Raw genomic sequence first — 23121 nt, forward strand, 5'->3', positions numbered from 1 at the left:
ATTGATATGTCTTATTTATAAGCCCCATTTATAAGCTTAGTTAAAGCTTAATTGCAGATCTAATCGCGACACTCCTGCTCTATATTATTTATTGTTGCCGTAGGCATAGCTGTAATGATAGCTATACTTGCTCATAAGACCTTGTTTGACATCGTTGAGAATGATGCCATCGACTTGGATATCAGATTTATACATTTGCTTAACCGCATAAGTGAGCTGTCTTTCCATCGAATTATCATATCGAGTGACCATCAGCACTTGATCGGCGTGTTGAGCGATCACCATAGCGTCTGATGCCGCCAATACCGGTGGCGAGTCGATGATAATGTAGTCGTACTGAGACTTTAAAGCAGTTAATAAAGCATCGAACTTGTCACTGATCAGTAGCGAGGCCGGATTATTGGGATGTTTGCCGCGCGGTATAAAGTCAATATGCTCCATGCCGCTAGGATGAATGAAATTCTCAAGGGCAAAATCAGAGTGATGCTTAACTCCAACTTCCTTTCTGATTTGCGCGGCGCTACTATTGTTAGGGCCGCTAGAGGATTCTGTACTCTCGTCAAGCGACAGATAATCCGCTAAGCCCTCATATTGAGACAGACCAAAAATCTTATGCAGCTCGCCCATACGCATATCAGCATCTATAACTAATACTTTTTTATTTAGCTGAGCGAAGACTTCCGCTAAGTTTGCAGAGATGAACGACTTGCCAACGCCTGGGCTCTCCCCTGTGACCAAAAATAATTTGGCCTCTTGGCTATCTGCAACCGCAGTTGGCGTGCTCAATATCAGGCTCGTTCGCAAGCTCTTAATGGCTTCATAGCTCAGACTACTATTATCAATATGCGCTAGCATACGAGGCGCAGATTGTTTGTTGGTGCTTAAGCGCGATAGCACCGTAGAGCGAGGAATGGTGGCGACAACGGGCACCCCTGTTTTAGACTCGATACGCTCAGGATCTTTGACGACGTTTCTAAGCAAATTCATGATGAAGACTAATAAAGCACCTACCAGAGCCCCTGATAAGGTCGACAGCAGCATGATGAGCTGCTTTTTTGGGGTGATCGTTCTATAGGTATTAATAGGTAGATCAATAATACGAGCATCGCTGACTTCGCCCGCTTTCACAATCTTTAGTTGCTCGTAGTTTTTGAGGATAGTGAGGTAGATCTCTCTATTGATATTGACATCCTCAGAGAGGGTCAAAAACTCTCTTTGTACTTCTGGTAGCTCGTTGATAGTGTTGTCGATTTCTTGTTTTCTGGCGTTCAGTACTCTTAGTTGGTCGTTTATCTGGATGACCAAAGGATGCTCATTGGTGTAGTAAGTAGTGAGTTCTGCTTTTCTAAGCTTAAGCTCACCAATCTGGGTATCAATGCCTGCATTTTCACTGAGTAATATTGACGCTTCTTGTGCCACGTCAATAGTGCCAGAGTTCTCACGAAACTTATTAAATATAGCTTCTGAGGCTTCTAGTTCCTGTTTTAATTTTGGAATTTGCTCTTCCATAAACTCGATAGTATTGATCGTTTGTTCTGAGCTACGGCTTTGGTTCTGGGCGATATAAGACAGCACCACTTGTTCTAAGGTTAAGCTGGCCTGCTCTTGATTGAGTCCTGATAAAGACAGCTCAATAATCCCGGTCTTGGTGCCTTTTTCTACTACCGATAAGGCGCTATTGATAGAGTCGGTGGTGATTTGTAACGATTGCTTAGTAATAGTGATAGGATAGTCGCCAGTCGGTAAATCCATGACGGTAATTTCAATGAGACCAGAGTCACCTTTGAAACGATGGGCTTTATTGAGCTGTCCTTTAAATTGCTCACTACCTATACTCAAAATAAAGCCAGTATCGGTTCTGGATAGCATAAAAGGTTTATCGAGATAGTCTTGTGATACATTGAACTGATCAACTTGTACTTGTCCATTACTGGTCTCAAGTACCACGCCCTCAGCGGTATTCATCTGCACGTTGGTTTGATTGTTTATGATACGATCGATTTGACTCACTGCAGGATCATTTAACCGAATACCTAAATGCAGCAAATCAACAACGGGCTCTAACACCATACGCGATCTGATAAGCTCAATCTGAGCCTGCACGGTACTATCATCCGGTGGCAACAGCTCTGCTATATTCGATCCTAGACCTGATACGTTTTGGGAAGTCTCATCAATCTGAATCAGGGCATCTGATTTGAAGGTGGGGTTTTCGTAGCGAGCATATAATATCCCTATTATTAAGCCCAATATCGCAAACAGAACGATAATTTTCCAGCCGCGTAGCAATACAAAAATTACCCCTAGTAGATCATTATCATTGTCGGCACTCTGTCTAGACAAATCTTTTGAGTTGGTATCCATAACTATGCCTTCATCCGTGAGTATTGATCGTTCAGCTTATTTTTTTAGTCCATGTTTCCAAGCTCTCAACGATATCTTTTTTGGTCCTTTCAAATACTGCTCGGTCATGCTGATAAGGATCAGCGATGTCTTTATTTATCCAATGACCAATCCGAAAAGTCTTACCGCGGCAATGCGGCCATTGTCTCTCCAACCATTTGGTCTGATTACTCGACATAGTCAAAATCAGATCTGCGCTCATCACCAGTTGCTCATTGATTTGCTTAGCAATATGCTGAGATATCTCTAATCCCTCTGTTCTCATAACCTCTTGCGCTGTAGCATCAGCTGGATGTCCAATGAGTGCTGATAGTCCCGCTGACTCGATATGTTTCTGAGCATACCTCTCCGTTAACCATGCTGCTGCCATAGGACTGCGACAGACATTACCGACACATACGACTAAGATAGTGTTAAACATATTATTAAGCTTTTATTAGTCTATTATTAAAAATATCGTTATCCCCTATAGTCCTGAGAGACTAGTTGCTGCTGAGGTCGAAGGTAATAATGAGCTGAGTATACGGTTCCAGCGAGTCAGCCCTGTAGGATCCACATAGAGAATATCGTTGGCTTGCATCGCAAAGCGATTGGCTAGTGCTAAGCTAGTAATCGTCTTCATATCGACATAGTAGATATCTGTATAGTTATACCTTGGATTATCACGGACAATATAGACTTTGGCTGCATCGGCCGTATTCGAGTTGAGACCGCTTGATTCTCCCAGTACTTGCGATAAGCTAATTCCTTGCTCAGGGATAGCGACTGGGGCGATTCGACCGAACTCGCCCAACACATAGACTCGATTACGGTCCTGACTATTGACGTGAATAGAATCGCCATCTTGGATATAGATTTGGTTAGCAGATAGCCCCATCTGTCTTAATGACTGCAGTCCTAAGGTATAGTTTTTACCTCGGCGATTTAAGACAATATTATTGGAATCGCCTGTCGTCGTTGCCCCTCCGGCCATAGATAAAGCGCCGTATAAGGAAACGGGAGCATCAGCAATGGGGAACTGGCCAGACTTAGCAACGTCGCCATCGATAAAGAATTTGCTACCAAGATAGTTGACGACTTTGACTTGTGGGTCTGAGTATTTTAGATAGCGCTGTAACCTACTCTGTAATATGGCCGTGAACTGCGGCACGCTCATGCCACTTGCTTTTAGGCGGCCTATCAGCGGAAACTGTATAAACCCCTGCTGATCAACGGTTAGACTGGAGGTAGCGGCACTAATATTTGGATAATCCGTAAGTGCTACACTCAAGATATCTCCGGCCTCAATACGATAGTTCATCGGTCCTGAGGTTTTGACTAAACTATAAAGCTCATCGCTGAGTACTGGGAGTGGTTCAGCGGGTAGATTGGCTACGCTTAGCGGCTGAACATTGAAGGTGATGCCATTTTCTGCAACAAAAGCGCCCCTAGGCGGTAAGTCACCTGCTTGCAGTCCAGAGCTGATGCTAGTGCACCCAGATGTGACAGTAAAGAGCACTACACACGTTATCAATGAGAATCGAGATAAATATCCGCGCATAATAAGTCCCTTTTGAACTATAGCTATGAATAACAGCCATTGATGATTTCTAAATATTTACAATTATGAATATAAAAATACTATCATTGCAAGTGTTTATATCTATTCTAGAGAGCACAAGGTGTTTCTTAACAAACAATTGTTATCCAATATTGAATATAAAATATATATCATTTAATGGATATAATTTCTATTTATATACTATCTGACATCAATTAGCAACAAAAGTTATTTATTACTTACACAAGCTATGAGGTGTATATAAGGCGCAAATAGCGTAGAATAGACCAATCAATAACTTACATTGAGAAATGTAACTACCCACCCGATTCAAGGATATATTATGAAAGATGAAAAACTACAAAAAGCCCTCGCTCGTATGGGACTTGGTTCACGTCGGCAGATGGAAGAAGTCATTAAATCTGGACGTGTCACGGTCAATAATGGTCCGGCCACTATTGGCGATCGCGTCAGCCCAGGCGATGAGATTCGCGTTGATGGTCGTCAGATCAAATACACAAGCGAAAATGAAAAGCGCCGCCGAGTCATCGCTTACTATAAGCCTGAAGGCGAGATCTGCTCTGCCAATGACCCCGAAGGCCGCCCAACCGTATTCGAGCGTCTGCCAAAGCTGACCCACGACCGCTGGGTGATGGTCGGTCGTTTAGACATCAACTCGACTGGGCTATTATTATTTACCAATGATGGTGAAATGGCGCATCGCTTGATGCACCCTTCTAACGAGATTACTCGTGAATATGCGGTACGAGTATTGGGCGAAGTCACGCCTGAGATTGCCCGTACGCTGACTTCTGGCGTAATGCTAGAAGATGGTATGGCACAGTTTGAAGATATTAAGGAAGGCGGCGGTGAAGGTGTGAATAAGTGGTATCATGTCAAGCTCAAAGAAGGCCGTAATCGTGAGGTACGCCGCTTATTTGAGTCACAAGGCTTGAAAGTCAGCCGCCTATTACGTACGCGCTACGGCTCTATCAATCTGCCCAAAGAGCTGCGTACAGGTCGCCATATTGAATTAGACAAAAAAGACATTAATACTTTGACCGATTTAGTCGCTATGCGTCCACGCCATGGTACTGGTCTGCACGGCGCGGCGAAAGATAAACAAGAGCGTATTAAGAATAAGCCGCTAAAAGCAAGGCGCAGTGATAATCGCAAAGCTGAACGTAGTGATACTAGTCATAAGTCTAAGCGTAGCGGCAGTCCTGCTAGTAAAGGTCGTAGCCGTAATAGCGATCGTTAAAACAAGTTTATTAAACCAATAATTAAGCATAAAAAATGGCCACTGATAGATACTATCAGTGGCCATTTTTTATGTCTTTGTAGGCTGCGACTTTAGATTGCGAACCATCAGGAAAACTAACTTTGACTATCCATATACTGCTTCATCACGCGCAAGTCTTGCAGATGATGGTTTTGCATTTGCTCTAGTAATGACTCTAGCCTTGCCTCAATATTATTTAGCATGGCTTGTAGTAGCTGCTGAGCTTCTTCGTACTGCCGACTTTTAGCGTGTTTACTGGTCACAGTATTATCATGAGTTGTATTTTGCTTAATCAAATGGTAATAGCTAGCTAACATCTCTGGCAAGCGCGTATGTAGGAGCTTATGCAGCACAAACTGCTGCTCAGTCACAGTCGCGGTGATGTTTTGCTGTGCTAAGCTTTGCTGATAGTCGCTATATACGGCTACCCTATTATCGATAACTTGTAGCTGTCGCAGTTGTGTTTGAGTAAGCGCTGCCAGATGCTGCGAGTTTAAAGTGAGCTGACGCCAGTGCATATTTTCGGGTGCTAATGATTGGTTGGGGTCTTTATAAACCAAAACTCCAGGGCTAATACCAACTGCTGTATGTAGGGCATGCCAGCTTTTTCTTCCTATATAAATGACGCCGACAGTCGTCGCAATGCCTACACCTATCAGTACACTCATGTCATTTAACCTTCTATCTTTTTAAACTACTCTTCTCAACCATACCTTTTAATGAGTCTGTCGTTAAATCTAACAATCGAATTAATAAAAACTTATGTTAACAATTAGACTTGCGACTCGCTTTTATCGCTTAACGCTTGGTCATTTATGATTATATCTGGGGCTTTAACGGTATTAATACCAGGAGCATCAAAGCGTTGTTGCAAATAGCGATTGGTTACTAGCAGCTTTTGCCCGTCTTGATGATAAGACGCATCAAGTAAGTCATCGAATTGACGGCTTACTGTGTTCAGCACTTCTAATAACGCTTCTTTACCAGTGACATCTGAGTGTTTTATCTTAGTGGTATCAGCGCGCTGACCATCCATATCATGAAGACGACGATAGTCAGCAATCGCTTGCGGAACATGTCTGTCCATCAAGTTTTGAATCATGATATAAGTTTCGGTAACGGTGTCTTTATCATCGATTTTACCATCATTATTGGTATCGCCATAAATCAAACACAGTTTTTCCCCTTTAGTATTGATTTGCGTCAAGGCTGTTTTGACATCTGCTGGTAAGCTTTTTTCAGGGATATAGCCTAGCTGCGGCATCGCCTTATATTCAAGCATCTTCGGCGCGGTTACTTTTTTAATACCGCGATAGCCCAGATACAATCCCGCCGCTGGGAGCACGCCGTAGAGTATGAACATCACAAACATGGCGGTCACTTGAGTCATGGCAGTATCCTTATAAAGGGTTGCAATAGTATTTATATTTCAAAGCTTATAGTTAATCGGTAAGTTGCGCTTAACTTTGCGTGCGACTTTTGACATAACGATGAGTCGATGCCAAACGGTTGAGCACCGTTTGATGCAGCTCATCAAGGAGCTCATCAAGCTCATAATCAATCTCCAAAAACAGATCGGTCAGCATATCGCCTGCGGTCATACTCCCTTGCACCATATTATTTCTAGTTCGATGCGGACTAAAACGCAGTAGTTGCTCATAATGACGCAGCGCCTCAGGAATACTCTCGTTAACGAGCTTATCAATGACAAACTGGCGCTCATTGTGCTGCTGCTGTTGCTCTTCATTCAGCTCGTCACTCCAGTCGCGGTAGCGCTTAAGCTTGCCATTGATGCGATCCAAGATGGCAACTGCCTCAATGGGCATAGCGTTTAAGGTGGCCTCATCAACCACATCGACAAGTTCAGTCATAATCGGGCAGCGTCCATGTTTGAGATACCATAATGTATCAGGGTCAAAAGGAGGTCGATTGGGCGAGCGCCACTGGGCGCGGTTAGCTAAATAACGATCTGTAAGCGGCGTTGGCGTACCAATATCACTGACTTGCGCTAATGCAGCGCAAATACGCTCAGCACGCTTGGGCTCAGTAAGTGCTGAGACTGCAGTCGACTGTGAATTATTGGCATTAACATTGGTATTGTCATCGTCAGCCATTTTATGGCTTTGCCTATCATCTTGAGCCTGAGCACTGATACGATCCGCCTTTTGTTGCGCATTTTTGGCAGCCGATGTTGGCAGATCGTCTTGCTCCTGTCCAAAGGACTGTAACATTCTTGCCAAACTTATCACCATAACCTACTCTGCTCCTCGCCCTTTTTTTTGCTTTTTAATCGCTAGCTATTTGATAACTATTTATCATCTTTAGTATCGTTATTGCGTTCGACCAATTAATAGCTTATCTTAACAGTTTTTTATATCCCTGCCAGTAAGCGAACGTCTAGATTTTGTGGCCTAATACCTTAACAACCTGGTTAGTTTCATACTAACAATAAAGACTTTCAGCCCACTTATACTACTTATCAATTAACGACCTATTTATGATTGCTGCTGACTATTTTTCCGGTTTTTTCCTTGGTCTATCACTGATCATTGCCATCGGTTCTCAAAATGCTTTTGTTCTAAAACAAGGGCTTAAACGCGAGCATATGTTTCTCATTTGTCTGTTCTGCGCCGTCAGTGATGCGTTGCTTATTTCAGCGGGTGTCGCAGGCTTTGGCGCCGTAACGGCTCGTTTCCCGCAAGTTGTGACTATCGCAAAATTCGCAGGCGTGGTGTTTTTAGTCGCTTATGGACTGCAAAGCCTTTATGCTAGTGCAAAATTATCGCACGCTCTAAATATAGAAGGACAAGCAATAGGCAGCCTAAAAAAAGCACTGCTACTGTGCATCGGTTTTACTTGGCTTAATCCGCACGTCTACTTAGATACTTTGGTGCTAGTGGGCATGGTTTCAACCGGTGCTAGTAGCAAATTAACCTTTGCTCTTGGAGCCGTCAGCGCTTCTTTTGTGTTCTTTTTTGCACTAGGCTATGGTGCACAGCTACTACGGCCGCTATTTGCTAAACCTAAGGCTTGGAATATACTCGATGCCTTAGTCGGACTATTGATGCTTTATCTGGCGTGGCATTTATATAACAGTTAGTATTTTACAAGCCTCTTCTTATAACTATTATAATCAGCCATAAAAAAACCAAACACACTATGTCAGTATGTTTGGTTCTCGCATGATCCAATCAATAGCTAATGAAAAAACACTCAAGTCTATGAATGAAATCCTTTAGCTTTAGCTATAACTGCAGCTAGGACGCTTTTTTATGCTTTTTAGACTTGATAAAGCTCAGGTTCAAAAAGTGCTCTAGCGAATCGTCAGTGATATCTAACCATGGCTCTGGTAGCTCTGGTGCTAGCGTACCAGTAAGCGTGGAGCGGTAAGCTTTTTCTCTGAATCTCATGATATCTTCCGCTTTATCCTTCTGCCACTGCTTTAAGATATCTGCTTGCTTTTCGACTGCAAATTCAGGATAGTCGGTCGCGTTATTGAGATCGCGGATATAGGCTGCTTGAAAGTCAATAGAATCATCGACCGTCACTGACTTAGCATAAGTGGCGAGCCATTTTTCTTCGTCTGCTTGACGAGTCTCAAGATCTGGTAATTCGATATCACCCATGATGACATCGCGGGCGTACCACGCTTGCGCGTCAAACATATTAAAGGTGAAGTACTGATCCTGCATACCTAAATAGATAAGCTGCGGGTTTGGCTGCCAAAAGATACCCTTATAAAGATTGGCCGGATACAGACAGTTATGCGTCTGCAAACGTAATTCGTCTGGCAAGAAAGGGAAATGGAACAAATAGCCAGTACACATAATAATCGCATCAAAGCGCTTACTCGTACCATCAGCGAAATGCGCCACATCGTCTTCGAAATGCGTCACTAGTGGCCTCTCGCTAATACCTTCAGGCCAGTCATAACCAAGCGCTTGAGTACGATAGCTGATAGTGACCGATTTAGTGCCATATTTATAGCACTGAGTGCCGATATCTTCGGCAGAATAGCTACTACCGATGAGTAAGATCTCTTCATCTTTAAACTCTAAAGCATCACGGAAGTCATGGGCGTGCAACACGCGGCCTGGGAAGGCTTCTAGTCCTTCAAAATAAGGCATATTCGGGGTGGAAAAATGACCTGTCGCGACCACCACATAATCAAACTCGCCGACTTCTTGCTCGCCGGTCTTGTGATTCATTACCGTCACAGTAAATAGCTTGGTTTCATCATCGAAAGTTACCCAACGTACTGGGCACTCAAAACGGATATATTTTTGGATATTTTGCTTATCAATGCGCCCCATGATGTAGTCTTTTAGGACTTCGCGCGGTGGATATGACGGAATAGGCTCGCCAAAATGCTCTTCAAACGAATAATCGGCAAACTCTAAGCATTCTTTGGGGCCATTCGACCATAAGTAGCGATACATACTGCCGTGAACGGGTTCACCATTTCTATCTAGGCCAGTACGCCAGTTATAGTTCCACATGCCACCAATGGCATTTTGTTTTTCATAACATACAATTTCTGGTAAGTCCTTAGCGCCTGCTAAACGCGCCGCTTCAAAGGCACGTAATTGTGCCAAACCGCTTGGACCTGCACCTAATATAGCAATTTTTTTCTTGTTCAAGATTTACTCCTGCTGATAATAGTGGAGCACTACTATAACATGTTTTTATAATTCATGTTTTTAGCCGCTCTACTTTGTCATGGATCAGGGGCTTAAGGCAGGATAATTCGTATGGCAACAGACAGAGGCATGAAGCGTTATCAATCAACAAGTGCGCTAATAAATGAGCTGATAAACGAATTGATAGAATAGCTATAATAGAACAGGAAACAGGCTACGCAGAGCATTGACGATGATTTCAATTGAAACGGCCGCCAAGAGCATACCCATAATTCGGCTCATAATATTAAGTCCAGTATCGCCTAATAAGCGGCTAATGCGGCCAGCTGCCATTAATGCTAAATAACAAAAGATACTGATCAGCACGCCGGCTATGAGGATAGCAGATATCTGCAGAACGCCAGACACTTGCGAGGAGTAGATGATCACGGTGGAGATACCGCCAGGCCCAATCATCATCGGAATGGCTAGTGGCACCACTGCTGCAGCTGTCGTCGGCGGTGCATTCTGCACATGATCGACATCGAAGTTCTCTTGATCGGGCTTAACCGGATTACCCTCGCCGTTCATCATATTGAGGGCAATTAAAAACACCAAAATACCACCCGCCAGTTGAAACGAGCCGATGGAGATACCCAAAGCTTTTAGTAGAGTCTCACCCACTAAGGTAAAAAAGCTGATAGTAATAAAAATAGTTAAACAAGCGATGCGCGCAACTTTGCGGCGATTAATCATCGAATAACCGCGAGTCAAATCTAAAAATAAGGTCAAGGCGCTAAAAGGATTAATCAGCACCAAAAAAGCTAAGATAATTTTGATAATTTCAGTATTCACGGCGCGCTCGCTTGTTTTGGATAAACATCGGGCAAAAGATAAGGCCATCGTGCGATTGCAGCGATGACCCCGTGTTTTTTCAATGGCGCTATTATATCATAGGAAGAGAAGCGAAATAAATCACTAACTGCCTTTAAGTGTTTCATTTTAAGATACTAATTAAGGCATCGCTAGTTGCTTAAGCGCTAAAATCTAAGCCGATATCTAGCGCGGTCGTGCTATGAGTTAAATAGCCCATGGCGATAAAATCAACCCCCGTCTTCGCCGCCGCTTGTACGGTTTCAGGAGTGATGCCGCCAGAGGCTTCGGTCTTAGCGCGGCCTTGGCACATAGCCACTGCTCTAGCTAAAGCATCGGGATTCATATTATCGAGTAGCACTAAGCTGACGCCAGCGTCTAATGCGAGCTGCAACTGCTCTAAGGTATCGACCTCCACCTCGATCGGAATGAGATGACCAGCAAAATCCTGCGCTTGCTTGATCGCCGTTTGGATGTCGCCGGCGATGGCAATATGATTATCTTTGATTAAGATCGCATCATCTAAGCCTAAACGATGATTGCGACCACCGCCGCAGCGCACGGCATACTTTTGTAGGGTACGTAGACCCGGAATCGTCTTGCGTGTACAAGTGATTTGCGCGGGATACTCTGCGACGCTATCGACGATTTGCTGAGTGGCGCTAGCAATCCCGCTCAGATGAGTTAGAAAATTCAAAGCCGTACGCTCCGCAGTCAACAAGTGCCGTGCGTTACCACTGACGATAGCTAATACCGTACCTGCGGCGACACGCTCACCATCATGGACGTGCGCGACAAACTCTATCTGCTCATCGATCGCAGCAAACGACAACCTGGCTACGTCCATGCCGCAGATTACCCCGGCTTGCCGCGCCCGAATCTGTAGCTTTGCTTGTTTATCAGCGGGAATCGTAGCTTGCGAGGTCACATCACCGCGCCGACCTAAATCCTCTATTAACGCGGCTTGTACTAATGGTTCAAGCAGTACTTTATCCAGCGCAGGCTCTAAGTGAGTATTCATCGTTTGCTCTATCCTATGCTTGTTAAAAGTCTAAAAATCTAAACGCTTAACATAAGCGCTAGACACTTAAACTCAAAATGAGCATAAATATAGCGTAATGCACCTTTATTTTCAACAAAAAAGTTTTGAGCCAAAAAATCATACGATGAATAAAGACATCAAAATCACTAACGATACAGATTGCGTCTAAGGTATAGCCGATCCACTATAAAATAAATACAGTGCTACGATAGCTGCAGTCTTTTTACTTAGAATTAACTATAGAAAGTCACTTGGGTATAGAGTCACTTTCGCTTAGGTAGCTTGCTATCCATAAGCAAACTTTGCAGTTCTATATCGTGGCAAAACCGATAGAGCTTCGCTGGACGGCCGCGCTGGGCGCTACTACTCTCCCCTGTAGGCATGACAAGGTTTTGCGACTCTAGTAAGCGCCGAAAGTTCTGTTTATGCAGACGCATACCCGATAGTGCTTCAACGCTTTGCTGTAAATGAGATAAGGTAAAGCTATCTGGCATGAGACCAAAGATGAGCGGGCGATATTCTATCTTGGCGCGCAACCTTGAGATGGCGGTAGCAATGACTCGGCGATGGTCATAATACATCGGTAAGCCTATCTGTTGTGTCCAGTTAGCAGCGAGCTTATTTGGCTGATAGTTTGGCGCTTCTGGTACTAAGTCAGCCTCGTAGAGCATCTCATAACGTAGCAGTACATGCTCTGCTACCCAGTCGCTTGTATCAGCGTTACTGGTTTTTGCTTTGTTGTTATGGCTTTCATCAATTTGACCGACACCCCAACATAGACCGATACGCTGGTGCCGTCTCTGCCGTATCGCCTCGTCCTCTGCGCTATCGGCCCACGTATATAACGCCGGTAGGATCAGATTAATAATAATCTCTGGCGTGCCTGCTAAGTGATTTTCCCATGGAAAATAATCGTACCAATCCTGCCAGCTTGCTTGGCTCTGCGCTTGCTTGGCTTGCCGCTCCTGTACCAAACCTAGATAGCTGACATAGACCAAAGCATGACCATCTTCATTACGCCTATTGGTATCGACGAAGGTATAAAGCTGCTCTAAATACCCTAACGGCTGCTGCGTTTGCTCCTCCACCCATTGGCGCACGCCGGCTTGTAGCGAGCGATGCAGAGGCATCAAAGGTCCGTTAGGTAACAGCTTACCTTGATCGACAGTGAGGACTTGCGCGGTATTATCAGCGATAGTTATCAGTACTGCCACGACCTCAGTAGTACCACTACCTTCCTTATGCGCATGTGAATAGGACAACGTCATAGTTTTATATTTTTACCCTTTAACAAACTTCGTTTATAGCCGATCCACTATAAAATAAATACAGTGCTACTGGGATGAATTTTTATTTAGAATTCACTGTTTAACTTCCATTTAATGCTGATGCAAATTCTGATGTGGACAACTCATTATCTTATAGCAGTATAACGCGATTTGCTGACTATCCTAGTCTCAGGTTGTAATTCTATCTCGCTAAATAAGCCCTTATCTAAAAGGCTTCAAAACAACCAGGCAAAATTACACTATAAAAAATACTTGTATTTATGCTCAAAATGAGCATAATATAAAACATTCCTTACTTGAGATAGCTATCTACCCAATTCTAATCCCTTCATTAATCAAATATTTTTATAATAAGGCTCACCCTTATGAAAGCTTATCCCTATGACGCACCAGTACTAAGCGCTGACAAGCGTATGGCGATACAAACCAATATCGACTACGCCAAAGCAAAAATACCTGCTGACTTGCCGCACGCTCAGCGTCTACAAGTTGAAGCTAACATTAAACAGCTCTTGCTTGAGCACAACGCGGTATTGGTGGCGCATTACTACGTCGATCCCTTTATTCAAGATTTGGCATTAGCCACTGGTGGCTGCGTAGGCGACTCATTGGAGATGGCACGCTTCGGTCAAGCGCATAGCGCTCAGACTCTCATCGTCGCAGGCGTGCGCTTTATGGGCGAGTCTGCCAAGATTTTGAGCATGGAAAAGACAGTACTAATGCCAGACCTAGAAGCCGAATGTTCGCTTGATTTGGGCTGCCCTGTCAATGAATTCTCCGCCTTTTGTGACGCGCATCCTGATCGTACCGTAGTGGTCTATGCCAATACTAGCGCCGCTGTGAAGGCGCGTGCCGATTGGGTGGTGACTTCCTCTGTCGGCATCGATATCATTCGTCATTTACACGAGCAAGGTGAAAAAATAATCTGGGGCCCTGATCGGCATTTGGGCAAATATATCGCGCGTGAGACAGGCGCAGATATGCTGCTTTGGCAAGGCTCATGCTTAGTCCATAATGAATTTAAAGCAACTGAGCTCAATCAGCTCAAGGCAGAATATCCTGAAGCAAAGGTCTTAGTCCATCCTGAATCCCCTGATAGCGTGGTTGCGCTCGCTGATGTGGTCGGCTCAACCAGTAAGCTGTTGCAGGCGACTTATGAGCTGGATGCCGATACTTTCATTGTCGCAACCGATCTAGGTATTTTGCATGAGATGCAAAAGCGCTCGCCTAATAAGCGCTTCTTAGCTGCGCCGACCGCCGGTGAAAGCGCCAGCTGTAAGAGCTGTGCTTTTTGTCCTTGGATGGCGATGAACGGTCTGCTAGGCATCGAACAATGCCTGCTTAATAATAGCGGCGAAGTCACGCTGTCAGAGGAATTAGCGGCAGCGGCTAGCAAACCGCTACAACGGATGCTAGATTTTGCCGAGGCTAAAAAACAACGAGTAGCCGCTAGCGGTGATCTGGTTAAAGACCGGCCGCTATTTGCAAAAGTGGGAGCCGCGTAACATGACTGATAGCCTTGATGCTAAGCAGAACATTTTGTCTAAAAACAATCTCTTTGATAATACTATGCATACTGAAGTATTGATCATAGGGGCAGGATTGGCAGGTCTTAGCACAGCATTAGCTTTGCCAAAATCGCTAAGCATCACGGTCTTGAGTAAGGCGGAACTACAAGCTTGCTCTAGTCATTATGCCCAAGGCGGTATCGCTGCTAGCTTAGCTAAAGACGATAGCTTTGATGACCATATCAAAGACACCTTAATCGCTGGTGCTGGACTGTGCGCGGCGGATAGTACCGCGAGTATTCTAAAAGCTGGAAAACAGGCAGTGCAATGGTTATGCGAGCAAGGCGTGCCTTTTACGCAATTAGCTAACAGTAGCAATACCGCCTCTCGTATACAGCCCAATCTGACAACTGATGACCTGCATTTAACCCAAGAAGGCGGGCATGGTTGTCGGCGAGTGGCGCATGCAGACGATGCGACCGGTCGCTATGTGATGGAAGCCTTGACCATTCAAGCGCAAGCGGCTAGCAATATTACTATCTTAGAGTTTCATGAAGCTTTAAGTTTATTAGTTGACGAAAAAAATAATCACTGCCAAGGCGCTGTCGTTTTTGATCATAACAACCAGTGCCAACGGACCATTTATAGTAAGGCAGTAGTGATGGCTAGCGGCGGCCTAGGTCAACTTTTCGCTCGTGCCAGCGCTCCCGATATCTGTGTCGGTGATGGTGTGGTAATGGCGTGGCAAGCCGGTTGCCGATTGGCCAATTTAGAATTTGTGCAGTTTCATCCGACAGGCCTTGCTTTGGGTAAGTCGAGCTTCTTAATATCTGAAGCGCTGCGCGGTGAAGGCGGCCGTTTATATTGTCCGATAACCGGCCAACGCTTTATGCTAGAGGTTGATGAGCGTGCTGAGTTAGCCCCGCGTGATATCGTCGCCCGCGCTATTGCCGAGCAAATCAGTAATAATGGCTTAGGCTACGTGCACTTAGAGGTCAGTCACTTGCCCGCGCCATTTTTGCGTGAGCACTTTCCGCAGATCTATCAAACGCTGCTAACGTTAGGAATAGATATTACTACTGATCCTATTCCCGTCGCGCCAACTGCCCATTATAGCTGCGGTGGTATCGTCACCTGCAATCAAGGTTTGAGCGATGTACCCGGATTATACGCAGCTGGTGAAGTGGCATATACCGGTCTGCACGGCGCCAATCGTCTAGCTAGTAATTCGCTATTAGAATGTATCGTCGTTGGTCGTAAAATCGCTAAACACCTACCACGCTATTTGACTGATCATATCTGGTCTACGCCTACTGTCGCAAACGTCCAATCTATCAAAATCTCAGAAGATACTCTTTTTCATCAGTCTGCTAATGCAGTTACTGATATTGATGCGAATGTTGACGATTTGCATACCGATGATACTTCTCTGCAACTAAAAGCGCTGATGACCAATAATATGGGTATTGTCCGCGATGCCTGCTGTCTTGAGCAAGCTTTGCTGCAATTACAGCAGTGGCAAAAAAGATTTAAACTTTCAAAAGTGAACCACAGTGGTGAGCGCAAAAATCCTGCCGAGAATAACGGCTTAATAACTTCAAAAAACCTCAGCACTTTTCAGCTAACGCGTCAATTACAGCTAGCGACTTTGATCATTCAAGCAGCACTGCAGCGTCAGGAGAGCCGCGGTGGTCATTATCGTCAAGACTACCCTACTTTGGCTGACAAGCCTCTAGTCAGCGTTATTCAGCCACATACCGATGATAGGTTTATCACTCAGCAAACCGCCCATCACTGTATAAATATAAATGCTCCTGAGTCAATACTTGCTAATAGTGGTTCTGATGAGTCTTTAGCGACGCTTGCCCCTATTTAATCGCTGCCTTATCTAGTATAGTAAGTTAAAGATACAATATCTTACAGAGTGAGTCATCAATGAGCACTGATACGCTATTTGTTATCTTACTTATGCTTACCGTCAGCTCGGTTTGGGCTCTGCTAGCGATACCGAAGCTACGTGCTCGTTTGCCTACGATTTATCTCATTGCGCGCTCTTGGTGGTGGATGCTTGCCGCCTTATGCAGCTGCTATCTTATCGCCAAAATAAACAGCAGTAGTCATCGCTTCGATAGTAATTATCCTTATCAGTGGCTGTTAGTGGGCTTTTTTGTGCTCATTGGTTTACGCGGTAGCTATGAGATCAGCCGTCTGTGGCGCTCCGAGAGTAAATCCCGACTGATTAGTAAGCTACAAGCCCGTGGTTTACAGTCCAATGCCTTAGCATTACCCGTCTCTCAAAAACAGCTGATAGCAGAAGCCTCAAGCAGCACATTCTCTAATAGCACTTCTGGCTCTCATACTACTAATGACCCTCTTGCTAGCAGCAACACCCAGCCTTATATCTATCTCAATCTACTAGACGGGCTCTTTAGTGGCGCTTTTATTTTGCTCATTGTCAGTCTAGTCTTTCTACAACAGCTGACTTGGCACCGCAGCCAATATGGGGTGTTGTTATTTGTGCTATTCGCCAGTCAATTTAACGACATTGCTCAGTATTTATGTAGCAAGCTATTCAAAGGTAAATTCTTCAAACGTGGCCTTGCTCCTAGGATTAGTCCAAATAAAAGTATCGAAGGGGCTTTTTTTGGTAGTCTATTAGCAGCGCTATTAGCTAGCCTGTTAGGAGTTTGGTTGACGCCATTTGCCTGGTGGATTTGCCTGCTTAGCGCTTATGGTCTTGCGGTTAGTGGTATCGCAGGCGACTTGTTAGAGTCCGCTTTTAAGCGCCAACATGGGGTCAAAGATACTGGCACTATGTTAGCAGGACATGGCGGCGTATTAGATCGTATCGATAGTTTATTGCTTGGCGTACCGATATTTACGGTGGCTTATTGGTTATTAGGATAATTGGGCTTAGCATTACTATGACGACCACAGTCATCTGCCAGCTGTTGGTTCTGTGCTGTAAAGCCAAAGCCAGACCTTTACCTCTAGTACTATCCACGACTACTAACTGAGGAATGCTTTGGCTTCCTATGGCTTTTTTACGTTTATTATTTATTGAAAATGCACAGTTTTGTATATTTCATGGCCTCAAATACTTCGCAAAGTAACTAGCGTCTGACCACTATAGCCGTTTTTATCCGCTAAATTCATTCCTTATTATGGTACAATTGCCGGCTTGTAAAAACGTTGTAAATGTTCAACAGTACCTGCTATTTCGAGCCTGTCCTATGCAAAGCCTGATCACCCTTGTCTTAGTGTTAATGCCGATGTTCATTGGCTTTGCCATTCCTTCTAATCCCAAGATGACAACCCTCGCTGATAAAGGTTTGTCTTATTTGGTGTTTATTATCCTCACCTTAATTGGGATTGAGCTGTCGCAGGTAGAAGGATTAGGCAGTCAAATAGGTGAGATTGCGCTGTATGTCACTATATTGTCAATATTGACTATAGGTACTGGGCTATTTAGCTTGATGCTATTTGATCACCTAAAACCTTGGCAAGCCAAAAAACCAGTAGCTAAATCTAAAGAACATCGGGTCAGTATTCGCGGTAGTTTAGCGCAAGTTTTTTGTGTCATGCTAGGTATGATCATTGGTTATTTGTTGCCCGAAAACTATCTACCACCCGAAAACACCATGACTGTCCTGCTGATGATTTTGATTTTATTAGTCGGTATTGGCCTTAAAGGCTCAGGCATTACTTTGAAAGAAGTGCTACTCAATAAGCGCGGGGTGGAGATGAGTGTTATCTTCACTTTTTCGGTGTTGGTTGGCGGGCTCGTTTTTGCATTGCTATTTAGCGAAGTATCATGGACCAAAGGCTTAGCACTAGCGTCAGGCTTTGGTTGGTATTCGCTCTCTGCTATCGTCATGACTGAAGCTTATGGCGCAATTTGGGGCAGTGTGGCGTTATTTAATGACTTAATCCGTGAGTTCTTTGCGCTGATATTTATACCGGTGTTTATGCGTAAATATCCGTCTGCCTCAGTGGGCCTCGGCGGCGCGACGAGTCTCGATTTTACCTTACCCATTATTCAGCAATCAGGCGGCCTCAAGGTCGTGCCACTGGCGATTAGCTTTGGCTTTATTATTAATATCGTCTCGCCGGTGTTGATGGTGGTGTTTTCGGCGTTGGGGTAAGTAAAGATTTAATAGTCGCTAATTCAGCTAATGGGTAAGACCAATATAAAATTCAATTAAAATTTAACGTATTGATCTGTACATGAGTCGTTTGTCGAGATATAAAACAAGTTGCTTTAAGGCTCTTGAGCTAGCCCATAAACTCGGCGGTTCATAGACTTACCTTCTTCAGTATCAGAAGAGGCTATAGGCCGTTCAGCATCATAACTGAAGATACTTAGACGATTAGGATCAATTTGATGCTGCATTATTAGATAGTTTTTGACGATAAGCGCTCTATTTTTGGCTAGAGAATTTGGTCGTAACTCTGCATCTGAGCTTTTATCTACTTCATCTGCTGAAGCGTGCCCCTCAATACGCATAGTTGCGGTCTCGTACTCTTGCAATTTTTTGGCTACTTTATCAAGCTCAAGCTGATACTCTGGTGATAGCTTACTACTTCCTTTTGCAAAAAAGGCTCGGTATTCCATTTTTAGACCTATACCAATAGGTGTAAATGGACAGCCTCTTCGATCTACTACTACGTTCATTGGTGTGGCTGGGCATTGATCCAATTCATCAGAGATGCCGTCACCATCACTATCATTATCATTATTAATCGTCGCTACAGGTATGTTGCTAGTTTGGCCTGTTTGATTGCTTGAGATAGGTTCAGATAAAGACTGACAGGCTGATAAAGTTAAAGCACTTACTACAACTGTTACTAGTTTCAGCTTAGTTTTCATTGTTTATCCCTATTGAACGCTTTACATTTTTCTTGATAACCTTCTAAATTGTGCGTACGAACAATGTAATTTTCATCCTCTACAGCAGACCAACCAAATACGCGCTGATTCATATGTATATTCGCCTCAGTATCATTTTCAGCAATCTGATAATGAGTGCCACAATCATAAGTATAAACTCTACTGGCAGAGATACCTCGGCTGATCAATCGGTCTTTAACAAGCTGTGCACGATTCTGTGCCAGTTGTTCATTGATAAAAAAATTACCATTAGCTTGCTTGTCATCGACCTCTTGCATGAGCTGCGCCTCAGGCATAGAGATATGTCCTAAAATAACTATAGGTAAATAATCATACTCAGCATATTCAATAAGTTTTTCAGCAGTATTATCTATATCTGTAGCATAACCTTCACGCGAAAACTTAGCGCTGCCCTGCTCAAAGTAGGTCTTAATTTCTAATGCAAGAGGTCCCATTAAGTTTTTTGCTATTGGGCAGCCTTTTTTATCAATAATAGTGTTGATGGGTGTTTTTGGACAATAATCAATATGGTCTAAAACGCCATCACAGTCTGAATCTGGAATAGGTGGTACTAAGGTTACAGGGGGTTCATGATTTTCACTTTCGTAACTATTAGAACTTTTAGAGACATAATTTGACTTAGAAGAAGGTAGTGAAAGAGTCTGACATGCTGGCAATGTCAAAGCGCCGAATATAATACCTATTGTCATCCATGACTTATTCATCACACTTTACTCTTTAGTTAAATTTACACCCTAAACCCCACTCGCCTGCCTCGCAAACAGACGCATCAAAGGCTTAATCTTGCCCACCCGATACATACCTTCGCTACGCAGTTGCTGAATTGGACGCGTTTGCGCAAGCTCGCCAGCAAACAGCCAATTCAGCGCGGAAAAGCTATGCATCATCAGGCTATTATGCGGACGACGCAAGCGCTCATACGTGCGTAGCGTCTGCGCGCTGCCCCATAGGGTATTACCGCTGCGCTGATAGTCGTACTCTAATTGCGCAAATAGTGCCTTGACGTCGAGCATGCCAAGATTGAGACCTTGTCCGGCGAGTGGATGGACGCCATGTGCCGCGTCTCCTATCAAGACCAGATTATCCGCAATATAGCTTTTGGCTTGCTGCGCGGCTAATGGGAAGCTGGCGATAGATTCTATCTTTTGAATAGCACCAAGCTCGTAATTGCTCGCAGCAGCGAGTTTATCAGCGATATAGTCTGGCTCTTCTGCTAGTAACGCTAGCGCTTGATTGCGTGGTAGTGTCCAGACGATTGACTGCCAATGTTGTGGATTGGCCTTGTCCTCATCAGTGATATCGGCTAACGGTAATAACGCTAGCGTCCCAGTAGGTAGCATGGCTTGGCGGGCAGTCGCTTGATGCGGCTTTGCAGTCTGAATCGCACAGCAAATCGCCGTTTGCTGATAGTCCAAAGTATCAAGCTCAATAGCCGCTTGTTTGCGGACAAACGAGCCGCGACCGTCAGCGCCCACTAGCAAATTTGCGCTAATCCTTTCGCCATTCTCCAATGTTACTTGATAGCCTTGCTCAGCCCCTAGCCAGTCCATATCAACCACTTTTTGACCTTTGATAACCGTTAGATAATCGCTAACGTCCTCATCTTCTAAGCGCTGCCAAAGGGCGCGCTCGATGACTAACGGCTCGACCATACTGCCGAGCATAGCGGCGGCCTTAACCTTATCCTCATCAACACCATCATGATTATCACTATCGCCAAACAATAGCTCGCCTAAGCCATTAAGCTGCCAAACCTGCATTTGAGTGTAATCGGCTTTACGGCCGCTAGCCTGAATATTTTGCCACGCGCCGACTTCTTTGAGTAGATTAATACTGGCCAGACTAAGCGCATAAACCCGCGCATCACGCTGAGTTAACGCTTGTTGCCAATTCGCTTCATCGCGCTCGGAGGTCGCATCGACTAAAGTAACCGGTCTTTTCGCTTGTGCTAGTTTTAGCGCTAAAGTTGCACCAACGATACCGCCACCGATAATTAAGCTATGGTTGTTTTTCATAAATACTTCCTAGATACAATATTTCCTAGATTTAGTAGCTATCCATACTTTAGCAAAGCAAACTAAGACTTAAGTCCCATCGCATAAGTGGCGACTAATGGTTTGATATTAGGCAGCTTATCAAAAGCCACTAAGGCGACGTTACGCGCCAGCTTAATGGCTGGATTGGCATGGGTAAAGCCATGTACCACCGCATCACAGAAGCGAATCACCCGTTTTTGATCGCTTTGGCGCGATTTTTCATAGCGCTTTAGCATCTGCTTATCACCGATATCTGCGCCTTGTTGTACTTGCTCGTTTAGCATTTTTGCGAGTACATGAGCGTCGCGCATACAGAGGTTAAAGCCCTGACCTGCCACTGGATGTAGCGTATGTGCGGCATTGCCCATAATCACGCAGCGGTCTTTAACTTGCTGGTTAGCAAGTACTCGTGTCAACGGATAAGCGCCGCGGCGACCGGTTTTGATAAAACTGCCTGCGCGCTCGCCAAACGCTTGCTGTAGCGTCGCCAAAAAATGCGCGTCATCCTCTAAATATTGCTGCTCTTCGCCATTAGGGCAGACCCAAACCACCGAACGGCGATAGCCTTTTTGATACTTATCATTGCCATCGCCTTCAGGATCAGTTAGTGGTAGGACGGCTAAGGGGCCAGCGGGGCTAAAGCGCTCAATCGCCACATGATTATGCGGCATAGATGTTTCGACCACACCAACGATAGCGGTTTGCCCATAGTCATAATCGGTTGTGCTTATTCCTAAAAGCTTACGCACCGTAGAGTCGCGCCCATCACAAGCGACCAACACGCTGCCTTGCAGTTGCTGCTCACCCTCACTGCCATCATAATAGTTAAAGGTCAAAGTGACGCCATCCGCTTGTTGCTCGACGGCAATGACATCAGCATTATCAATTAAAGTAATCAGTGCCTCGTTCTGCGCAGCCAATAATAGCTTGCGGCCCAGCCAAGCGTTTTCCATCACTTGGCCAAAGGACTCGACATTTTCTTCTTCCTTTTTGAGCTGCGCGCGCCCAAAGCTGCCTTGTTCACTGATTTGTACCGCATCAATCCGGCAAGCATGGCTTTGTAGCTCATCCCACAGACCTATCTCTTGATAGATCTGCACCGTTCGCCGTGACAAAGCGGTATTACGACTGTCTAGATAGTGGCTACGCTTGGCATCGTCTTCGGGACCGATCTCAGGATAGCTATTTTTCTCAAGTAAGGTACTCGCGATGCCGTGATGCGCAAGCAAAAGAGCAAAAGATAAGCCGACATGACCGCCACCAGCGATAAGCACTTGTTGATCGGTAACGGCTTTAGGATTGATATTAAGCTTAGCGCTATGTTGTTCAGGGTTTTGCATAATTATTCCTATTATAAAACTAAAATATTTCAAACTAACTCAAAATAAAGCCTCAGTTTTTATCATTATTTTTAACTGATTTTTTGCTTGAAGGTTAATACTAAAGGAGCAATTCATAAGCATTCGTAAGCGAATTAGATAGCCAATAGGTTACCACAAATTATCATAAACTCTGTGAGCTTAACGCTATTTACCGCGACTGTCAGTTGCGCTATTAGGCGACTCATAGACAGCGCTAATTTAATACTTCTATTAGCACATAGCTACTGTCAGCTCT

20 protein-coding genes are annotated in these 23121 nt (G+C 44.5%); 6 read left to right on the forward strand and 14 right to left on the reverse strand.

Going from position 1 to position 23121, the window contains the following annotated elements; translation table 11 throughout:
- Positions 1-84: 84 nt before the first annotated feature.
- From ACS8E3_RS09510 to ACS8E3_RS09520, 3 genes are read right to left on the reverse strand one after another with little or no spacing between them, the layout of a single operon-like run.
- Entirely contained in the window at positions 85-2364 is a 2280-nt protein-coding gene (locus ACS8E3_RS09510; RefSeq protein WP_439243653.1) for a GNVR domain-containing protein, read from the reverse strand.
- A gap of 31 nt (positions 2365-2395) precedes the next feature.
- A complete protein-coding gene (locus ACS8E3_RS09515) occupies positions 2396-2824 on the reverse strand; it encodes a low molecular weight protein-tyrosine-phosphatase (RefSeq protein WP_439243656.1) in 429 nt (142 codons plus the stop codon).
- Between the two features lie 45 nt (positions 2825-2869).
- A complete protein-coding gene (locus tag ACS8E3_RS09520) occupies positions 2870-3943 on the reverse strand; it encodes a polysaccharide biosynthesis/export family protein (RefSeq protein WP_439243658.1) in 1074 nt (357 codons plus the stop codon).
- A gap of 343 nt (positions 3944-4286) precedes the next feature.
- On the opposite strand from ACS8E3_RS09520, the gene rluB reads away from it, so the two are divergent.
- Positions 4287-5204 carry a 23S rRNA pseudouridine(2605) synthase RluB gene (gene rluB, locus ACS8E3_RS09525; RefSeq protein WP_439243661.1) on the forward strand — a complete coding sequence of 306 codons (918 nt, stop codon included), beginning with the start codon at positions 4287-4289 and terminating at the stop codon, positions 5202-5204.
- A gap of 116 nt (positions 5205-5320) precedes the next feature.
- Here rluB and ACS8E3_RS09530 read toward each other — a convergent pair whose 3' ends face one another.
- From ACS8E3_RS09530 to ACS8E3_RS09540, 3 genes are all read right to left on the reverse strand, one after another.
- Positions 5321-5893 (reverse strand): hypothetical protein, encoded by a 573-nt coding sequence (locus ACS8E3_RS09530; RefSeq protein WP_439243663.1) that lies wholly within the window; start codon positions 5891-5893, stop codon positions 5321-5323.
- A 104-nt stretch (positions 5894-5997) separates the two neighbouring features.
- Positions 5998-6615 carry a hypothetical protein gene (locus ACS8E3_RS09535; protein WP_439243666.1) on the reverse strand — a complete coding sequence of 206 codons (618 nt, stop codon included), beginning with the start codon at positions 6613-6615 and terminating at the stop codon, positions 5998-6000.
- A 70-nt stretch (positions 6616-6685) separates the two neighbouring features.
- The gene (locus ACS8E3_RS09540) at positions 6686-7456 is read right to left on the reverse strand and encodes a hypothetical protein (RefSeq protein ID WP_439243829.1); all 771 of its coding nucleotides are present in this window, start codon (positions 7454-7456) and stop codon (positions 6686-6688) included.
- A 266-nt stretch (positions 7457-7722) separates the two neighbouring features.
- Here ACS8E3_RS09540 and ACS8E3_RS09545 point away from each other — a divergent pair, with 266 nt between their 5' ends.
- Positions 7723-8325 (forward strand): LysE/ArgO family amino acid transporter, encoded by a 603-nt coding sequence (locus tag ACS8E3_RS09545; RefSeq protein WP_439243668.1) that lies wholly within the window; start codon positions 7723-7725, stop codon positions 8323-8325.
- Between the two features lie 157 nt (positions 8326-8482).
- Here the strand turns inward: ACS8E3_RS09545 and ACS8E3_RS09550 are convergent, their stop codons facing one another.
- From ACS8E3_RS09550 to ACS8E3_RS09565, 4 genes are all read right to left on the reverse strand, one after another.
- Positions 8483-9865: an NAD(P)-binding domain-containing protein gene (locus ACS8E3_RS09550; RefSeq protein ID WP_439243670.1), complete on the reverse strand. Its 1383-nt coding sequence runs from the start codon at positions 9863-9865 to the stop codon at positions 8483-8485.
- Between the two features lie 192 nt (positions 9866-10057).
- The gene (locus tag ACS8E3_RS09555; RefSeq protein WP_439243672.1) at positions 10058-10699 is read right to left on the reverse strand and encodes a MarC family protein; all 642 of its coding nucleotides are present in this window, start codon (positions 10697-10699) and stop codon (positions 10058-10060) included.
- A 178-nt stretch (positions 10700-10877) separates the two neighbouring features.
- Positions 10878-11738, reverse strand: coding sequence for a carboxylating nicotinate-nucleotide diphosphorylase (gene nadC, locus ACS8E3_RS09560; protein WP_439243675.1), 861 nt, complete (start codon positions 11736-11738; stop codon positions 10878-10880).
- A gap of 284 nt (positions 11739-12022) precedes the next feature.
- Positions 12023-13027 carry an NUDIX hydrolase gene (locus ACS8E3_RS09565; RefSeq protein ID WP_439243678.1) on the reverse strand — a complete coding sequence of 335 codons (1005 nt, stop codon included), beginning with the start codon at positions 13025-13027 and terminating at the stop codon, positions 12023-12025.
- Between the two features lie 386 nt (positions 13028-13413).
- On the opposite strand from ACS8E3_RS09565, the gene nadA reads away from it, so the two are divergent.
- The 4 genes from nadA to ACS8E3_RS09585 all read left to right on the forward strand — a co-directional run bounded on the left by nadA (position 13414) and on the right by ACS8E3_RS09585 (position 18701).
- A complete protein-coding gene (gene nadA, locus ACS8E3_RS09570; protein WP_439243681.1) occupies positions 13414-14553 on the forward strand; it encodes a quinolinate synthase NadA in 1140 nt (379 codons plus the stop codon).
- A 1-nt stretch (position 14554) separates the two neighbouring features.
- Positions 14555-16432 (forward strand): L-aspartate oxidase, encoded by a 1878-nt coding sequence (gene nadB / locus ACS8E3_RS09575; RefSeq protein ID WP_439243684.1) that lies wholly within the window; start codon positions 14555-14557, stop codon positions 16430-16432.
- Positions 16433-16491: 59 nt separating this feature from the next.
- Entirely contained in the window at positions 16492-17463 is a 972-nt protein-coding gene (locus tag ACS8E3_RS09580; RefSeq protein WP_439243686.1) for a phosphatidate cytidylyltransferase, read from the forward strand.
- Between the two features lie 326 nt (positions 17464-17789).
- Positions 17790-18701, forward strand: coding sequence for a LysO family transporter (locus ACS8E3_RS09585; protein ID WP_439243688.1), 912 nt, complete (start codon positions 17790-17792; stop codon positions 18699-18701).
- Between the two features lie 116 nt (positions 18702-18817).
- Here the strand turns inward: ACS8E3_RS09585 and ACS8E3_RS09590 are convergent, their stop codons facing one another.
- The 4 genes from ACS8E3_RS09590 to ACS8E3_RS09605 form a co-directional block, all read right to left on the reverse strand.
- Positions 18818-19426, reverse strand: coding sequence for an OmpA family protein (locus ACS8E3_RS09590; RefSeq protein ID WP_439243691.1), 609 nt, complete (start codon positions 19424-19426; stop codon positions 18818-18820).
- Positions 19423-20172, reverse strand: coding sequence for an OmpA family protein (locus ACS8E3_RS09595; protein WP_439243830.1), 750 nt, complete (start codon positions 20170-20172; stop codon positions 19423-19425). The genes ACS8E3_RS09590 and ACS8E3_RS09595 overlap by 4 nt, the downstream gene beginning before the upstream one ends.
- Positions 20173-20202: 30 nt before the next feature.
- Complete coding sequence (locus ACS8E3_RS09600; protein WP_439243694.1) at positions 20203-21483, reverse strand: FAD-dependent monooxygenase; 1281 nt, start codon at positions 21481-21483, stop codon at positions 20203-20205.
- Positions 21484-21545: 62 nt separating this feature from the next.
- Positions 21546-22844: a UbiH/UbiF/VisC/COQ6 family ubiquinone biosynthesis hydroxylase gene (locus ACS8E3_RS09605; RefSeq protein ID WP_439243697.1), complete on the reverse strand. Its 1299-nt coding sequence runs from the start codon at positions 22842-22844 to the stop codon at positions 21546-21548.
- Positions 22845-23121 lie beyond the last annotated feature (277 nt).

This window comes from Psychrobacter sp. 2Y5 (assembly GCF_051847375.1).
Classification (GTDB): domain Bacteria; phylum Pseudomonadota; class Gammaproteobacteria; order Pseudomonadales; family Moraxellaceae; genus Psychrobacter.

Coding starts and splice junctions, on each gene's coding strand:
- ACS8E3_RS09510 (WP_439243653.1), bottom strand. CDS start 2,364: ATGGATACCAACTCAAAAGATTTGTCTAGACAGAGTGCCGACAATGAT.
- ACS8E3_RS09515 (WP_439243656.1), bottom strand. CDS start 2,824: ATGTTTAACACTATCTTAGTCGTATGTGTCGGTAATGTCTGTCGCAGT.
- ACS8E3_RS09520 (WP_439243658.1), bottom strand. CDS start 3,943: ATGCGCGGATATTTATCTCGATTCTCATTGATAACGTGTGTAGTGCTC.
- rluB (WP_439243661.1), top strand. CDS start 4,287: ATGAAAGATGAAAAACTACAAAAAGCCCTCGCTCGTATGGGACTTGGT.
- ACS8E3_RS09530 (WP_439243663.1), bottom strand. CDS start 5,893: ATGAGTGTACTGATAGGTGTAGGCATTGCGACGACTGTCGGCGTCATT.
- ACS8E3_RS09535 (WP_439243666.1), bottom strand. CDS start 6,615: ATGACTCAAGTGACCGCCATGTTTGTGATGTTCATACTCTACGGCGTG.
- ACS8E3_RS09540 (WP_439243829.1), bottom strand. CDS start 7,456: ATGTTACAGTCCTTTGGACAGGAGCAAGACGATCTGCCAACATCGGCT.
- ACS8E3_RS09545 (WP_439243668.1), top strand. CDS start 7,723: ATGATTGCTGCTGACTATTTTTCCGGTTTTTTCCTTGGTCTATCACTG.
- nadC (WP_439243675.1), bottom strand. CDS start 11,738: ATGAATACTCACTTAGAGCCTGCGCTGGATAAAGTACTGCTTGAACCA.
- ACS8E3_RS09565 (WP_439243678.1), bottom strand. CDS start 13,027: ATGACGTTGTCCTATTCACATGCGCATAAGGAAGGTAGTGGTACTACT.
- nadA (WP_439243681.1), top strand. CDS start 13,414: ATGAAAGCTTATCCCTATGACGCACCAGTACTAAGCGCTGACAAGCGT.
- nadB (WP_439243684.1), top strand. CDS start 14,555: ATGACTGATAGCCTTGATGCTAAGCAGAACATTTTGTCTAAAAACAAT.
- ACS8E3_RS09580 (WP_439243686.1), top strand. CDS start 16,492: ATGAGCACTGATACGCTATTTGTTATCTTACTTATGCTTACCGTCAGC.
- ACS8E3_RS09585 (WP_439243688.1), top strand. CDS start 17,790: ATGCAAAGCCTGATCACCCTTGTCTTAGTGTTAATGCCGATGTTCATT.
- ACS8E3_RS09590 (WP_439243691.1), bottom strand. CDS start 19,426: ATGAAAACTAAGCTGAAACTAGTAACAGTTGTAGTAAGTGCTTTAACT.
- ACS8E3_RS09595 (WP_439243830.1), bottom strand. CDS start 20,172: ATGAATAAGTCATGGATGACAATAGGTATTATATTCGGCGCTTTGACA.
- ACS8E3_RS09600 (WP_439243694.1), bottom strand. CDS start 21,483: ATGAAAAACAACCATAGCTTAATTATCGGTGGCGGTATCGTTGGTGCA.
- ACS8E3_RS09605 (WP_439243697.1), bottom strand. CDS start 22,844: ATGCAAAACCCTGAACAACATAGCGCTAAGCTTAATATCAATCCTAAA.